The 16,068-nt window shown below is 52.9% G+C and carries 14 protein-coding genes, 1 tRNA gene and 1 riboswitch; of the genes, 10 read left to right on the top strand and 5 right to left on the bottom strand.

The features are described from left to right. Positions 1–5 precede the first annotated feature (5 nt). The 5 genes from A3OW_RS0117270 (at position 6) to clpX (ending at position 4,547) form a co-directional block, all read left to right on the top strand. The gene (locus A3OW_RS0117270; protein ID WP_020564701.1) at positions 6–860 is read left to right on the top strand and encodes a radical SAM protein; all 855 of its coding nucleotides are present in this window, start codon (positions 6–8) and stop codon (positions 858–860) included. A 182-nt stretch (positions 861–1,042) separates the two neighbouring features. After that, positions 1,043–1,127, top strand: a tRNA-Leu gene (locus A3OW_RS0117265). A gap of 103 nt (positions 1,128–1,230) precedes the next feature. After that, positions 1,231–2,532, top strand: a complete 1,302-nt coding sequence (tig, locus tag A3OW_RS0117260) for a trigger factor (RefSeq protein WP_026223690.1) — start codon at positions 1,231–1,233, stop codon at positions 2,530–2,532. 34 nt (positions 2,533–2,566) lie between these two features. Beyond that, a complete protein-coding gene (gene clpP / locus A3OW_RS0117255) occupies positions 2,567–3,181 on the top strand; it encodes an ATP-dependent Clp endopeptidase proteolytic subunit ClpP (RefSeq protein WP_408605657.1) in 615 nt (204 codons plus the stop codon). A 100-nt stretch (positions 3,182–3,281) separates the two neighbouring features. Next, positions 3,282–4,547 carry an ATP-dependent Clp protease ATP-binding subunit ClpX gene (clpX, locus tag A3OW_RS0117250; RefSeq protein WP_020564698.1) on the top strand — a complete coding sequence of 422 codons (1,266 nt, stop codon included), beginning with the start codon at positions 3,282–3,284 and terminating at the stop codon, positions 4,545–4,547. Positions 4,548–4,666: 119 nt separating this feature from the next. Here the strand turns inward: clpX and lysS are convergent, their stop codons facing one another. The 5 genes from lysS to thiC form a co-directional block, all read right to left on the bottom strand. Beyond that, a complete protein-coding gene (gene lysS, locus A3OW_RS0117245) occupies positions 4,667–6,163 on the bottom strand; it encodes a lysine--tRNA ligase (protein WP_020564697.1) in 1,497 nt (498 codons plus the stop codon). Between the two features lie 61 nt (positions 6,164–6,224). After that, positions 6,225–7,323, bottom strand: a protein-coding gene (prfB, locus tag A3OW_RS0117240; protein ID WP_157385935.1) for a peptide chain release factor 2 whose coding sequence is annotated in 2 segments (ribosomal slippage) — positions 6,225–7,247 and positions 7,249–7,323 — 1,098 coding nt in all. Because the reading frame shifts where the segments join, the coding sequence is not laid out codon by codon here. 180 nt (positions 7,324–7,503) lie between these two features. Beyond that, positions 7,504–8,265, bottom strand: coding sequence for an inositol monophosphatase family protein (locus A3OW_RS0117235; RefSeq protein WP_020564695.1), 762 nt, complete (start codon positions 8,263–8,265; stop codon positions 7,504–7,506). Between the two features lie 139 nt (positions 8,266–8,404). Then, positions 8,405–8,749 (bottom strand): DUF2782 domain-containing protein, encoded by a 345-nt coding sequence (locus A3OW_RS0117230; RefSeq protein WP_020564694.1) that lies wholly within the window; start codon positions 8,747–8,749, stop codon positions 8,405–8,407. A 312-nt stretch (positions 8,750–9,061) separates the two neighbouring features. Then, a complete protein-coding gene (thiC, locus tag A3OW_RS0117225) occupies positions 9,062–10,930 on the bottom strand; it encodes a phosphomethylpyrimidine synthase ThiC (RefSeq protein WP_020564693.1) in 1,869 nt (622 codons plus the stop codon). 30 nt (positions 10,931–10,960) lie between these two features. Next, positions 10,961–11,060, bottom strand: a riboswitch (TPP riboswitch). 492 nt (positions 11,061–11,552) lie between these two features. On the opposite strand from thiC, the gene minC reads away from it, so the two are divergent. The 5 genes from minC (at position 11,553) to A3OW_RS0117190 (ending at position 15,918) form a co-directional block, all read left to right on the top strand. Continuing rightward, positions 11,553–12,290, top strand: coding sequence for a septum site-determining protein MinC (gene minC / locus A3OW_RS0117215; RefSeq protein WP_020564691.1), 738 nt, complete (start codon positions 11,553–11,555; stop codon positions 12,288–12,290). A 30-nt stretch (positions 12,291–12,320) separates the two neighbouring features. After that, positions 12,321–13,130 carry a septum site-determining protein MinD gene (gene minD / locus A3OW_RS0117210; RefSeq protein WP_026223688.1) on the top strand — a complete coding sequence of 270 codons (810 nt, stop codon included), beginning with the start codon at positions 12,321–12,323 and terminating at the stop codon, positions 13,128–13,130. Further along, complete coding sequence (gene minE, locus A3OW_RS0117205; RefSeq protein WP_020564689.1) at positions 13,130–13,396, top strand: cell division topological specificity factor MinE; 267 nt, start codon at positions 13,130–13,132, stop codon at positions 13,394–13,396. The genes minD and minE overlap by 1 nt, the downstream gene beginning before the upstream one ends. Before the next feature lie 30 nt (positions 13,397–13,426). Continuing rightward, positions 13,427–13,624 (top strand): winged helix-turn-helix domain-containing protein, encoded by a 198-nt coding sequence (locus tag A3OW_RS0117200; RefSeq protein ID WP_020564688.1) that lies wholly within the window; start codon positions 13,427–13,429, stop codon positions 13,622–13,624. Between the two features lie 338 nt (positions 13,625–13,962). Continuing rightward, entirely contained in the window at positions 13,963–15,918 is a 1,956-nt protein-coding gene (locus tag A3OW_RS0117190; protein WP_020564686.1) for a transglutaminase TgpA family protein, read from the top strand. Positions 15,919–16,068 lie beyond the last annotated feature (150 nt).

Below are 16,068 nucleotides of genomic sequence, written 5' to 3'. Positions count from 1 at the left end.
GATAAATGATGACGTCGATATTGAAAACTACCGATCATAGCCGGGACTCGGCCGGGTTGAAGTATGTCTATCCGGTATTGTCCAGACGCTCCGGCGGATTGTCGATCGGCATCAATTTCAATACGAACAATGCCTGCAACTGGCGTTGTATTTACTGCCAGGTGCCGAATTTGAAAAAAGGCGCCGCTCCGGAAATGGATCTGGAACTTCTCGGGACGGAACTGGGCGGTTTTCTTCACGAGGTCGCGACCGGCGAGTTTTACGAGCGCTTCCGCGTGGCCGAGCCTTTGCGGGTAATCAAGGACATCGCCATCTCCGGAAACGGCGAACCGACCAGTTTGCCGAATTTTGCCGAAGCCGTCGATCTGATAGGAAAGATAGGAGAGCAGTCCGGAATATTGACCGCTAGCCGCTTTGTTCTGATTACCAACGGCAGCCTGATTCATCAGGCCAAAGTGCGGGAAGGCTTGCTGAAACTAAACCGGTACGGCGGCGAGATTTGGTTCAAGCTCGACAGTGCGACGGCGGCGGGCAGGCAATTTGTTAACGGGACCGGTCAAAGCTTGCGCCGCAGTCTGGATAATCTGGCTCTGGCGGCCACCCTGTGCCCGACCCGATTGCAAATCTGCCTGATCAACGTCGACGGGCAAGGGTATCCGGGGCATGAGCTGAAAGCACTGCTGGCGGCCTTGCAGGAAATCGGGAGCCGGTCGCCGGTACGGCAGGTCATGCTGTACACGATCGCCAGGCCTTCCATGCAGCCGGAGAGTTCCAGGCTCGGTGCATTGCCGTCAGAGGTTTTGTTCGACGCGGCGGCGAAGATGAGGTCGTTGGGGTTTGAGGTTTCGGTGAATCCTTGACTCGGCTCTCCAAAGGGAGGGTTCCCCGCTTCAGAGCAAGCCGCGGATCGACACGGAAGCGAAGGGCATAGAATCTGTCCGCTCTGTGCCGGTATTTTCGTTCATCGTGAATCCTAAAGTAAGCAAACTATTCGTTTGGCTTGAAGCTGAATATTCATTATAATATCGTGTTCAATTAATATGCGAATGTGGCGGAACTGGTAGACGCGCTGGATTTAGGTTCCAGTAGGGCAGCCTGTGAGAGTTCGAGTCTCTCCATTCGCACCATTGAGTCACGACAAAAGTTGTTGTTCCATAACCGGCTATCCATTTCATTCGAGCCGTCACCGAAGTCGAGAAAAACCAATCCTAATTTATTTGAGGTAAAGAAATGCAGGTTTCTGTCGAAAAGACATCAGAATTAAGCAGAAAAATGACTGTGAGCGTGTCTGAAGACGTCGTTCAGGAAAAAATGGCGGAACGGTTAAAATCGCTCGTGCGCGAAATTAAAATGGATGGTTTTCGCCCAGGCAAAGTGCCTCCGCATGTAGTCAAGAAGATGTACGGCGACCGGATTCGCAGCGAGGTCACCGGCGATCTGATTCAGTCGACCTTTTATCAGGCCCTGCAGGATCAGGACTTGAAGCCGGCGGGTTATCCTCATATCCATCCTTCCGACGAAACGAATGGATTTCAATATACGGCCGTCTTCGAAGTGTACCCGGAAGTTTCCTTGCAGGGCATCGATCAACTCGAAATAGAGCGGCCTGTGGCCACGGTCGAAGAGACCGACGTCGATGCCATGGTCGAAAAACTCCGGGTACAGCGCAAAAGCTGGAATGCGGTGGAGCGGGCGTCGGAGACCGGCGACCGGATAACGATCACGTTTTCGGGCAGTGCCGAAGGCGAGAATTTTACCAACGGCAAAGTAGAAGATTATTCCGTTGAAATCGGCTCCAAGCAGATGATTCCGGGGTTTGAAGACAATTTGACCGGCCTTGCCGTCGGAGCCAATAAAACCTTCACCGTCACGTTCCCTGATGACTACGGCAATGCCCAATTGGCCGGCAAGCCCGCCGACTTCGAGGTCGACGTCGTTAAAGTCGAAGAGCCCGTGCTCCCGGAAGTGGACGAGACCTTTATCAAAGCTTACGGCATTCAGGAAGGCACCGTGGAAGCTTTTCGCGAAGACGTCAGAAACACCATGGAAAGAGAACTGGAACAGGCGCTGCGGGGCAATTTAAAAAATGCCGTCATGGACGTTCTGTATGAAAAAATTCAGGTGACCGTTCCGAACGCATTGATCGACGAGGAAGTCGAAAGTTTGATGAAGCCGTACAAGGAAAACGCCCGGAAGAGAAAAGTAAAGCTGGAAGATCTGCAATTGCCGCGGGACATGTTCGAAGAGCAAGCCAGGCGCCGGGTGGCTTTGGGCCTCATCCTGGGCGAAGTGATCAAGCAAAACGGAATCAAGGTAGACAACGACAAGGTGCGTTCCGTGATTGAGGACATGTCGCGCAATTATGAACGCCCTCAGGACGTCATTGACTGGTATTACCGCGATGAAAATCGCTTGAGCGACGTACAGCAAATGGTTCTGGAAGACCAGGCGGTGGAATGGCTGACTTCGCAGGCAAAAGTAACGAATCGTCCGATGAGTTTTAACGACGTCATGCAAAATCAGCAGCGCTAACGCTAAGGTTTACGGAATGTATAAACAGCCTATAATGAATCAGACAATGGAGCCGCAGGCAGCCGGCGGCTTGGTGCCGATCGTCATCGAACAGACGGCTCGGGGCGAGCGATCTTTCGACATCTATTCCAGATTATTAAAAGAAAGGGTCATCTTTCTGGTCGGCCAGGTTGAGGATTACATGGCCAACCTGGTGGTTGCCCAACTGCTTTTTCTGGAGTCCGAAAATCCCGACAAGGACATCCATTTATACATCAATTCCCCGGGAGGATCGGTCACTGCCGGCATGTCCATTTACGACACCATGCAGTTCATCAAACCCGACGTCAGCACCATGTGCATCGGCCAGGCGGCCAGCATGGGAGCGTTGTTGTTGACCGGCGGAGCCAAGGGCAAGCGTTTCTGTTTGCCTCATTCCCGGATGATGATTCACCAGCCGCTGGGCGGATTTCAGGGCCAGGCGTCCGATATCGACATTCATGCGCGGGAAATTCTGGCGATCAGAGACCGTTTGAACCATATTCTGGCGCATCATACCGGCCAGCCGATCGAGAAAATTCAAGTGGACACGGACAGGGACAACTTTCTGAATGCGAACGACGCCGTGAACTATGGTCTGATCGATAAAGTGTTGACGAGCCGTTCCTGAGTCCGGATAAAGATCAGTTGGTATTTTCTTGAGTTTCGTTATATCCTTTCCCCCAGTAAAGATGAAAACATCAGCTCTGGTTATTTAGCGGGAATCTACTATGAGTAAAAACAAAGACGAGGACAAGCTTCTTTATTGTTCATTTTGCGGAAAAAGTCAGCATGAAGTCCGGAAGCTTATCGCGGGTCCAGCCGTCTATGTGTGCGATGAATGCGTGGAGCTCTGCAACGACATCATTAAAGATGAGTTGCAGGATGAGTCGACTTCTTTCGGAGGCGGCAGACTGCCCAAGCCCAAAGAGATCAAGGCGGAGCTCGATGATTATGTGATCGGACAGGAACGCGCCAAAAAAATCCTGGCGGTGGCCGTATACAATCATTACAAACGCCTGCGCAGCAAGACCAAAAAAGATGGCGTTGAGTTGTCGAAAAGCAATATTTTGTTGATCGGACCGACCGGCTCGGGCAAGACGCTGCTGGCCGAAACCCTTGCCCGACTATTGGATGTGCCTTTTACCATTGCCGATGCCACTACCTTGACGGAAGCCGGCTACGTCGGCGAGGACGTGGAAAACATCATCCAGAAAATCCTGCAAAAATGCGATTACGACGTCGAGAAAGCGGAAACCGGCATTGTTTATATCGATGAAATCGACAAGATTTCCAAAAAATCGGACAACCCTTCGATTACCCGCGACGTGTCGGGAGAAGGGGTTCAGCAGGCTTTATTGAAATTGATAGAAGGAACGATCGCTTCGGTGCCGCCGCAAGGCGGACGGAAACATCCGCAGCAGGAGTTCCTCCAGGTAAATACGGCCAACATCCTGTTCATCGTCGGCGGCGCTTTTGCCGGTTTGGACCGGGTGATCAAAGCTCGCTCGGAAAAAGGCGGCATCGGTTTTGCCGCCGAAGTCAAAAGCAAGGAAGACGTTAAGAACGTCGGCGCACTTTTTGCCGAGGTCGAAGCTGAAGATTTGATCAAATACGGCCTGATTCCGGAGTTTGTCGGACGCCTTCCCGTAGTGGCCACTCTGGACGAGCTGGATGAAAATGCCCTGGTGCAGATTCTGACCGAACCCAAGAACGCGTTGATCAAGCAATATCAGCATCTGTTCGAAATGGAAGGGGCCGAACTGGAATTCAGTGGCGACTCCCTGCACGCGATCGCCCGCAAGTCGATGGAAAGAAAGACCGGCGCCCGGGGGCTCAGGACGATCGTGGAAAACGTCCTGCTCAATACCATGTACGAACTGCCTTCGGCCGACAATATCAGCAAGGTCGTGATCAACGAAAGCGTCATTCTTGGCGAATCCGAGCCTTTGCTGGTGTATGACGGAGAAATAAAGAAAGCCGCGTCCGAATCCTGAACCGGATAACGTGAATCGGCATAAAAAAGGAGCTATAAGCTCCTTTTTTTGTGCCGACGAATCGGCGCCGATACAACCGATAGACCTGTCTTCTCGAGGCTTTCTTCGAAAGAGTCCGGTCAGTTTTTCGCTCTCATATGAGGAAACAGCAGTACGTCGCGAATGGAAGGCGCATCGGCGAACAGCATCACCAGCCGGTCGATGCCGATGCCTTCCCCTGCGGTCGGCGGCATGCCGTGCTCCAGAGCGACGATATAATCCGAATCGTAATGCATGGCTTCATCGTCGCCCGCCTCTTTTTCTTCCACCTGTTTCTGAAAACGCTCCGCCTGGTCTTCGGCGTCGTTCAATTCGGTGAACCCGTTCGCAATCTCCCTGCCCCCGACAAAAAACTCGAAGCGGTCGGTAATGTGCGGATCGTGATCGTTGCGCCGGGCCAGAGGCGATACTTCCACCGGGTAGGCGGTAATGAAGGTGGGATTCATCAAGCGGCTTTCGACCGTCTTCTCGAAAATCTCGATTTGTATCTTGCCGAGCCCGTAGCTGTCCTTAACCGGTAAGCCGAGTTTTTGCGCGACTTTGGCGGCGCTTTCCCGATTGTCGATGTCGCCAGCGGTCAGTTCGGGGTTGAAGTGAAGAATCGACGCGAAGACCGTCATGCGCTCGAACGACTTGCCGAAATCGTATTGTTCACCTTGATAGGTAATCGTCGTTTGCCCGACCACTTCCTGAGCCAGGCCGCGAATCATGTCTTCGGTCAGATCCATCAGATCGTGGTATTCGGCGTAGGCCTGATAAAATTCCAGCATCGTGAATTCGGGATTATGTCGCGTCGACAAGCCTTCGTTCCGGAAATTGCGGTTGATTTCGAAAACGCGCTCAAAGCCGCCGACGACCAGGCGTTTCAAATACAGCTCGGGAGCAATCCGCAAAAACAACTGCATGTCCAGCGCGTTGTGATGGGTGGTAAACGGCCGTGCGGTAGCGCCTCCGGGAATCGCCTGCATCATCGGCGTTTCCACTTCGAGAAATTGACGGTCGATCAGAAACTGGCGAATGTAGGCGACAATCCGTGAACGCAGCAAAAAGGTTTTGCGCGAGGATTCGCTCATGATCAAGTCGAGATAGCGCTGCCGATACTTGATTTCCTGGTCGGCGATGCCGTGATATTTTTCGGGCAACGGCCTGAGGGACTTGGTCAGCAGGCGAATTTCGTCCACCTTGATGCTGAGCTCGCCCATATTGGTTTTAAAAATAGCCCCTTCGGCGCCGACAATGTCGCCGATGTCCCATTTCTTGAAATGATCGTTATAGAATCCTTCCGGCAGGGCGTCGCGGGTGATGTACAACTGAATCTGTCCGGACATGTCCTGAATATGGCAGAAACTGGCTTTGCCCATGACCCGCCGGGTCATGATGCGTCCAGCCACCTTGACGCGGACCGGTTCCGCTTCCAGCTCTTCTTTGGTTTTTTCTCCATATTCGGCCAAAACTTCGCCGGCAATGACGTTGCGGCGGAAATCGGTCGGAAAGGCGATGCCGTTTTCGCGCAGCATTTTTAATTTGGCGCGGCGCTGTTTAATGAGTTCTTGTTCGTCGTGTTCGATTTCGGACATGGTTACTTCAACTCTAACATTAAATTCGGTGAGAACGAGCGGATGATTTCGTCTTGACTGGCTACAGCCCGCTCTTCAAGCTGGCCTCGATAAACTGGTCCAGGGCGCCGTCGAGTACGGCCTGTGTGTTGCCAGTCTCCACTCCCGTCCGCAAATCCTTTATCCGCGATTGATCCAGGACATAGGACCGGATCTGGCTGCCCCAGCCGATGTCGGATTTGCTGTCTTCCAGCGCCTGTTGGGACTCGCTGCGTTTCAGCATTTCCAGCTCGTACAGCTTGGCTTTCAGTTGTTTCATTGCCGTGTCCCTGTTTTTATGCTGGGAGCGGTCGCTCTGACATTGCACGACGATGCCGGTCGGGTTGTGGGTAATGCGAACGGCCGATTCGGTCCGGTTGACGTGCTGGCCGCCGGCGCCGCTGGCCCGGTAGACGTCGACGCGCAAATCGGCGGGATTGATGTCGATTTCGATGTCGTCATCGATCTCGGGCGAAACGAACACCGAAGCGAACGACGTATGGCGCCGATTGCCGGAATCGAACGGGGACTTTCTGACCAGACGGTGCACGCCGGTTTCGGTGCGCAGCCAGCCGAAAGCGTAGTCGCCTTCGAACCGAATCGTAGCGCTTTTAATGCCGGCGACGTCGCCGGGCGATTCTTCGATCAATTCGGTTTTAAAGCCCTTGCTTTCGCCCCAGCGCAAATACATGCGTTCGATCATCGAAGCCCAGTCCTGGGCTTCGGTGCCGCCGGAGCCCGATTGAATGTCCAGAAAGGCGTTGTTGGCGTCCATTTCGCCCGAGAACATGCGCCTGAACTCGAGGTCGGCAACCTTTTTTTCGAGTTGTTCGAGATCGTCCGCGACCGTATTGACGGTTTCTTCGTCGCCTTCCTCGACGGCCATCAGTAACAGTTCTTCGGCTTCGGAAAGGCCTTGATCCAGGCTGCGAATCGTGTCGACCACGTTTTCGAGTTGCCCGCGCTCTTTGCCCAGGGCTTGAGCCTGCTCGGGATTATCCCATATTTTGGGATTTTCCAGTTCTCTTAAGACTTCGACCAGGCGCTCGCTTTTGCCTTCAAAGTCAAAGATACCCCCTAAGCGCGTTGCCGCGGTCTTTCAAGTCTGAAATCTTGTATTTAATCGGATTTATTTCTTGCATGAAAAATCGTTTGCCCAAGGCCGTTGCACAGCCGAGTCAAGGAAAAGGTTATAAGACGCCCCTGCCGATAGGCAGCGTAAGGGCGGGAATTATAAACCATTTTTCATCGGTATTCATCCTGGATGATTTCCCGCAGCGAAACTTATAAACGAGCCGGACGAATCGCAGTATTGCCGAAATTTACATGAGCGGCAACAGCTGATCCAGCAACCGACCGTTGGTCACCAGAATCTGTTTGGGGAAAACGCCTTCATTGCCTTTAAAATCGGTGACGCTGGCGCCCGCTTCCCTGGCAATGAGAGCGCCCGCGGCGATATCGTACAAATTCAGTTCCTGTTCCCAAAAGGCATCGACCTGACCGTCCGCCACCAGGCATAAATCCAGCGCGGCGGAACCGAAGCGCCGCTGGCCGGTGGTATTCTGCGCGATTCTGGCAAATCGTTCCAGGTTGTTCTCGGTGAGGTAATTTCGAAGACAGGCAAAGCCGGTGCACACCATTGCATCCGCCAGCCGGGTTTCCGGCGATACTTTGATGGGGTGCCCGTTTTTCCAGGCGCCTCCGCCTTTTTCCGCGGTGTAGTAATCATCCAGCGCCGGTGCGTATACGGCGCCCATGACGAGTTCCTGCTCGATTTCCAGAGCGACGCTGAGCGCCCAGTAATATTGTCCTTTGGAAAAGGAATGAGTGCCGTCGATGGGATCCACGATCCAGCGGCTGGACTGGTTTTCGGACTGACCGCTTTCTTCGCCCCAAAATCCGTATTGTGGATACTGTTGGGTAAGCGCCTGTTTTAAAAAGGCTTCCACGGCCACGTCGGCTTCGGTGACAAAATCGCGAGCACTCTTTTTGCTCACTTCCACGTCTTTCAGGTTATTAAAATAATTTAACGCAATCAAGCCCGCTTCGCGGACTATTTTTTCCAGTGCGGCTAAAGTGGGCATCAGACGAGCCTCACAAAGAAAGAAGCCGGCTGATGCCGGATTGCGAGCAATTTATATAAAAACATCTTTTAAATATACAAATGATAAGAAAATAAACGGATTGTTTTTGTCGGAAAACAATCCGGGATTACTGATTCGTTTAATCCCATTCGAGGATTTTCCACATGTTGATATGGCGTCCCCGGTCCAGGTCGTTGCCACGAACATCCATATTGCCGTCGCCGTCGGTGTCGATGAAATAATAGGGCGGCCCGATGTCGGGAATAACCTTGATCATATAGAGTTTGCCGCCTCGGCGATATTCCTGAATCGTATCCTTGCCTTTGCGGATAATGGTGATGTCCGGTTCCAGCGTTTCCCCGCTCTCGACCGGCAAGGGCGGCTCGGGCACGTCCGGAACTTCCTCCACGTGCGGTGGTTTTTCATCGACGGCGTAGGCGTAGACCGGAAAAGCGAGCAGGCTAAGAAGGATAAGGCGGCGCATAAATGGTCCCTATTGAAGGAATTTTCGCTATCTTATAACAGTTAAGTAAGATTATGCTTAAAAAACTGAAGAAACGAATCGATTTGACTTTAAAGAACATGGCTGGATCGTGGGCGGTCTCTTATCGAAAAGCCACTTTTTCAGGGCAGTTCTCCGAATTTGACGGGCATAATGCCTGAGGTATCGATGATGTTTCAATAAAGAGGTAAGAAAATGGGACCGGGAAAAGTAAGCCGGTCAGCATTGGCCATCGCTTTCGGAAATCCGGCTGCCGCTCGGTAAGACAGCCGGATTTTCCGATTAGATCAGGCATCAGATCCGGTGATAAATGTCGGCGCCCTCTTCCAGAAACTGCTTCGATTTTTCATCCATGCCTTTGATCAGCGCTTCTTCTTCGTTAATGCCTTTTTCCGCGGCGTAATCCCGAACGTCCTGGCTGATTTTCATCGAGCAGAAATGAGGCCCGCACATCGAACAAAAGTGGGCCACTTTGGCCGATTCCTTCGGCAACGTTTCGTCATGGAAATCGCGCGCCTTTTCCGGATCCAGGCCGATATTGAACTGGTCTTCCCAGCGGAATTCGAAACGGGCCTTGGACATTGCGTTGTCGCGGGCCTGGGCGCCGGGGTGGCCTTTGGCCAGATCGGCGGCATGGGCGGCGATTTTATAAGTCACGATGCCTTCGCGGACGTCCTGTTTGTTGGGCAGTCCCAGGTGCTCTTTTTGCGTGACATAGCAGAGCATCGCGCAGCCGTACCAGCCGATCGTGGCGGCTCCGATCGCCGAGGTGATATGGTCGTAACCCGGTGCGATGTCGGTGGTCAAAGGGCCCAGAGTATAAAAAGGCGCTTCTCCGCATTCTTCCAACTGTTTGTCCATGTTGACCTTGATCATGTGCAAAGGCACGTGGCCCGGGCCTTCGATCATCGTCTGCACGTCGTGTTTCCAGGCGATTTGGGTCAGTTCGCCCAAGGTTTCCAGTTCGCCGAACTGCGCGGCGTCGTTCGCGTCGTAAATCGAGCCGGGGCGCAAGCCGTCGCCCAGGGAGAACGAAACGTCGTAGGCTTTCATGATCTCGCAGATTTCTTCGAAATGCGTATATAAAAAGCTTTCGGTATGATGCGCCAGACACCATTTGGCCATGATGGAGCCGCCGCGCGAGACGATGCCGGTCATGCGTTTGGCGGTCAAAGGCACGTGATGGAGGCGGACGCCGGCATGAATCGTGAAATAATCGACGCCCTGCTCGGCCTGTTCGATCAGCGTGTCGCGGTAGATTTCCCAGGTCAGTTCTTCGGCTTTGCCGCCCACTTTTTCCAGAGCCTGATAGATCGGCACGGTGCCGATCGGAACCGGAGAGTTGCGCAGGATCCACTCGCGGGTTTCATGGATGTTCTTGCCGGTCGACAAGTCCATGATGGTGTCGCCGCCCCAGCGGATGCCCCACAGCATTTTTTCGACTTCTTCCTCGATCGTCGAGGTGACCGCCGAATTGCCGAGATTGCCGTTGATTTTGACCAGGAAGTTGCGGCCGATGATCATCGGTTCGAGCTCGGGATGATTGATGTTGGCCGGAATGATGGCGCGGCCTCTGGCCACTTCGCTGCGGACAAATTCGGGTGTAATGATCGCCGGAATCGAGGCGCCGAAGGATTCGCCGGGATGCTGATCTTTCCATAGATCGCGCATTTCTTCCATTTTCTGATTTTCGCGAATCGCGATAAACTCCATTTCCGGAGTGACGATGCCTTTCCGCGCATAATGCATCTGCGTGACGTTGGCGCCCGCCTTGGCCCGGCGCGGTTTGCGGATGTGCTCGAAACGCAGGTGCGCCGTTGCCGGATCGTGCAGACGCTGATAGCCGTATTCGGAACTCGGGCCGGCCAGTTCCTCGGTATCGTTCCTTTCTTCTATCCAGGCGGAACGGATCGCGCGCAGCCCTTTTTTCAGATCGACGGTGACAGCCGGGTCGGTGTATACGCCGGAAGTATCGTAAACATAAATGGGCGGATTTTTCTCGGCGCCGAAATGGGCGGGCGTATCCGACAGATGGATCTTGCGCATGGGAACCTGGATGTCGGGTCGGCTGCCTTGCACATAAATTTTCTCGGAGGACGGATAAGGATCGATTTTTACGCTACTGACGGCGTCGGCGGTCAACTCTTTAAGAACAGCGCTCATTGCTTTTCTCCAACAACAAACAAACAAGGCGCGGGGAAGTTTGGGCTTTCCTACGCCGGTATTAGCCGGATCAGGTTCAAAGGGTTTCTCTCAGCTACTTGATGGACAAGAAGCACCCCTAGCCTTTCGGATGTTGATCTAAATTATAGGAAATTAAGCCAAATTGCAAGCTGGAGGGTAGACCCGACAGGATTGCGTGCCCTGTCAAACTCTCCGTGTTCCGTTCGCTCCCGACCTCTGCGGGGAATTGCCGGAATGGCGGCCGGACAAATGCCGGCAATTGTTCGATCGGTGCGCATCGCCGCCCGGTTGAATCAGACGGCGGGGAGAATGAATTCTTGCAACGGTTTCCGGCCTTTGTCGGCCAGCCGATCGAGGTCCCTTGAAGACAGGATTGTGTTCTGCCGGGTCTTGCCCGCTACACAAGGCACGCCGGAACGTGGGCGGTGATTTGACGCTTGGGCGGACCGGCATTTGGCGGATTTGACCGGATTCAGTTTTGGAGGAAAGCGCAGACCCTTCAAGCCCGTGACAAAAAAAGTGTGAATGAGTTCTTGAAATATGATTTTTTTTTTGATCAATGATAGAATTTAGTATATTACCGATCAAGCAGAAACAACGGATGACAACAGACACTAACAGAGCGCCTTATCACCCGCCCGCCCTGGTATTTAAGAGCAGCACCTTTTCGGTTCCCGTTTTAGTACTCTCCAGCAATGATCTGGTCGTCATTGAGCAGCAACTTCAGGAAAAAATAAATCTGGCGCCTGAGTTTTTCAAGAATTCTCCGTTAGTGTTCGATGTTCAGGAGTTGAACAAGCAAGCGCTCGACATCGATGTTCCGGAATTCATAAAAACGATCCGGACATTGGGTTTGCTTCCGATCGGCATACGCGGCGGCACTGCACAGCAAAATCAGGAAGCGATCGCCCAGGGCATCCCCGTGCATTCCATTCATACGGCCCAGACGGCGGACCTGCAAAAAGCGAAGACGATCGTTCCGACGCCCGAACCTACCGATCATAAAGCGGATGCTCCGAGCACGACCGTGATCACTCAGCCGATACGTTCGGGCCAGCGGGTGTATTCGCAAGGCGATCTGATCGTTCTGGCCCAGGTCAGTTCCGGCACCGAAATCATGGCCGAGGGAAACATCCACGTCTATGCCACGTTGAGAGGAAGGGCATTGGCCGGCGTCCAGGGCGACACCAAAGCACGCATTTTCTGTTCCGACTTACAAGCAGAGCTGATCTCGATTGCGGGTATCTATAAAATCAGCGAAGATTTGAACGACAGTGTCCGCAACAAACCCGTGCAGATCTATCTAAAAGACAATTCGTTGATCATTAAAGACATTTAATACGTTCCATTATTTTTGGAGGAAAAGCCATTGGCAAGAATTATAGTCGTCACATCCGGCAAGGGCGGGGTCGGCAAAACCACGACAAGCGCCGCCATAGCAATGGGCCTCGCAAAAAGGGGCCATAAAACCGCAGTCATCGATTTTGACGTGGGTTTGCGGAATTTGGATTTGATCATGGGTTGCGAACGCCGGGTGGTTTATGACTTGATCAACGTTATCAACGGCGAGGCGACTTTGAATCAGGCCTTGATCCGCGACAAGCACTGCAATCAACTTTACATTCTCGCGGCATCGCAAACGCGCGACAAGGATTCCTTGAACCAGGAAGGCGTCGGCAGAATACTGGAAGAGTTGTCCAAAGACTTTAAATACATCGTCTGCGATTCGCCGGCCGGCATTGAAAAAGGCGCGCATCTGGCCATGTATTTTGCCGATGATGCTTTTGTCGTCACCAATCCCGAAGTCTCTTCGGTCAGAGACTCCGACCGGATGCTGGGACTGTTGTCGAGCAAATCCCGCAGGGCCGAGCAAAATATGGAGCCCATCAAAGAATATCTGCTGTTGACGCGCTATTCGCCGGACCGCGTCAAGTTGGGAGAAATGCTGAGCGTGGACGACGTGCAGGAAATTCTGTCGCTGCATCTGCTGGGCGTGATTCCGGAATCGAAGTCGGTTTTGAATGCTTCCAACTCGGGCGTTCCGGTCATACTGGACGAGAAAAGCGATGCGGGACAGGCCTATGCCGACATCGTCGCCCGCTATCTGGGAGAAAACAAGCCTCATCGGTTTATTGAGGAGAAGAAAGGCCTTTTCGGGAAGCTTTTCGGGGGCAAATAATGAGCTTACTGGACTACTTTAGAATTTCGAAAGCAAGTTCGGCGTCGGTCGCAAAGGAACGGCTGCAAATTCTGGTTGCGCATGAGCGATCTTCCCGAAATCAGCCTTCCTGGCTGCCACAATTGCAAAAGGAATTGCTGGAAGTCATACGGAAATACGTCAATGTGGATCAGGATTCGATTTCGTTTAACTTCGAACAGGATGATAATCAGGAAACACTGGAGCTTAACATCGTGTTGCCCGATCATCATACAAAGACGTCTTAATTTTTAAACCACAAACTAAAGGAAACTCTTATGTCTCATAATATCGGTGAAGCCGCTGGTAAAGTCTGGACATATCTGGATAAAAACGGCCCGTCCAGCGTCTCGAAAGTTACCAATGAAACCGGACTCAACAAAAACGACATTCAACGCGCCATCGGCTGGCTGCTTAAGGAAGACAAGCTGGCGATTGAAATGGTCGGCCGCGCCGAAACCTTGTCGTTGAAATAATTGTTCATCGGATCGAGGGTCATGCTTTGACGGATGGCTCTCGCCCGATCTGATTTCTATCCTCGATGCTGACGGAAGCGGTTGCCGTCAGTTTCTTTTTCCCGCACTGCCGAACCGAATGCCGTCCGGCAATGGCATCGCTCCAGAGAAATGCAGGAGAGACGGCCTGGCTTTCTTTCAAGCTTCAACCATCCATCCCATCTCGTTCCGTCAATCGGCCAAAGCTGACGCTCCGGACTGGGATAATGCCCGGCCACTACTATAATTAGTCGATCCAGGCTGTCGAACAGGAAGTTCGGCTCGTCCGAGATCATTGTTTTGGTTAGAGGCTTTTCTCCATGTTTCCCGAATCGCAAAAAAATGTCCTGATTTTTTTGCTGGCTTCCATTGCTCTGATTGCTCTGCCGCATCTGGGCCATACCCCCAAGCCGGTCATGATCTTTTTTTATTCGATATTGGCTTGGCGCTTTTGGGCGATTTGGAGGCCGAACGGCTTGCCCGGAGTCCCCCTGCTGTTGATGCTGACATTGTCCGGAATCGCTCTGCTTTACAACCTGCATCAAGGGATTGTCGGACGCGATGCCGGCACCCATCTGTTTATGACGGCGCTGGCGCTGAAATGCATGGAGATCAAAAAAGAAAGGGATATTTATCTGATCATTTATTTGACCTTCATCGTCGCCGCCGCCCAATTATTGTACGAACAAGGCATCGGCATGACGGCGTACGTGTTGTCGGCCGTCGGTTTGCTGCTGGTGATTCTGGTTCGTGTCGCCGGCCGGCAGGTGCCGGTCCGTCAGGCTTTAAAGACTGTTTTGAAGATAAGCATTCAATCCATCCCGATCGCCCTGGTCGTTTTTATTTTGTTTCCCAGAGTGGAAGCGCCGAAATGGCTGTTGTTCAACGACAAGAATTACGCCAAATCGGGTTTGAGCGATTATCTGGAGCCCGGCTCGATCAGCAATTTGGGGACATCCGACGATCTTGTCTTCAGAGTCAAGTTTTCCGGCCGGGTGCCTCTGCCAGCTTTTCGTTATTGGCGAGGTCCGGTGATGCCTTATACCGACGGCAAGCGCTGGACTCAGACAAAAAACTCGAATCCAGACAAAGCAACCGAAGCGCCTACCGGTATCGGCACCCCTTACCGTTATACGCTGTTGCTGGAGCCTCAGGTTAAAAATTGGGTTTTTGCGCTGGACATGCCGATCGGCTATGCCCCGCCTTTGCAGCGAAACGGCTATTATCAATTGCTCACGTCGGATAATCCGGAAAAGCGGGCCGAATATAACATCACGTCTTACCCCGAATACATTACCGGCGGCCTTTCTCCGGCCGATTATCAGGAATCGATCCAGTTGCCGGCCGAGCCCTCGCCGCGGATTAAATCGCTGGTCGGACAGTTGCAAGGCCTCGAAGCGCCGCCCGAGGCGTTTATCCGTCAGGTGCTCGATTATTTTAGAAAGTCAAACTTTCGCTACACATTGACTCCGCCACTGCTTGATCAGGATCCGGTCGAGACTTTTCTGTTCAAGACCCGTTCGGGATTTTGCAGCCATTATGCTTCCGCTTTTGTCTATTTGATGCGGGTGGCGCACATTCCGGCGCGAGTCGTGACCGGCTATCTGGGCGGCACGATGAACGACGTGGGCCATTTTTTGGAAATCAGGCAGAAAGACGCTCATGCCTGGGCCGAAGTATGGCTTGCCGGCAAAGGATGGACCCGCTTCGATCCCACGGCCGCCATCGCGCCGGAAAGACTGGAACAGAATCTGAATACCGAACAGGAATTGGGCGAGGAGATCCGCTTTATCGCAGACGGATCCAGCGCCGGCTGGTTAAGCGGCTGGCTGAAGCAGAGCGGTTTGCTGTGGAGCAGCGCCGAATACAATTGGCAGCGTTGGGTCGTCAACTACAACAGCGGCAAGCAATCCAGCTTTTTATCGTCGTTCGGCATCGACGGCGTCCAGTCCATGGTTTTATCGATGGCGGCAATCGTCGCCGCGATCACGTCATTGTATGGCGCAAGCCTGTTTTTCCGCTCGAGCGGGCCTTCCGATACGGCGCTTCGATTCTATGCGAAATATTGTAAAAAGCTGGCAAGAAAAGGACTGACAAGAGAGACCGGCGAGGGCGCCAAAACGTTTGCCGAAAGGGCCAAGGCTCAATTGCCGGAGCGCTCGGCGGAAATCGAGCGGATCACCTCGTTGTTCATCGAATTGCGCTACGGCAGGGAACCGGCGCAGGAAAATTTGCGCCAACTCGTCCGGCTGGTCTCGAAATTCAAGGCAGGATAATCGTTATCCGGAGTTTCCGGAAGCTACGAATCTTCTCATGTTGGCTATTTTGCTCCAAATAACCAACATGAGAAACGAAAAACCGTTATTTTCCGGCGTTTCGGCTAACGCAAGGTTTTGCGGGATGATTTGCAAACCAACGGAACGCCC

The sequence above is a fragment of the Methylosarcina fibrata AML-C10 genome (assembly GCF_000372865.1).
GTDB classification, from domain to species: Bacteria; Pseudomonadota; Gammaproteobacteria; order Methylococcales; family Methylomonadaceae; genus Methylosarcina; species Methylosarcina fibrata.
The sequence above is the reverse complement of the archived record's forward strand: the minus strand, read 5'-3'. Positions and strand labels throughout refer to the sequence as shown.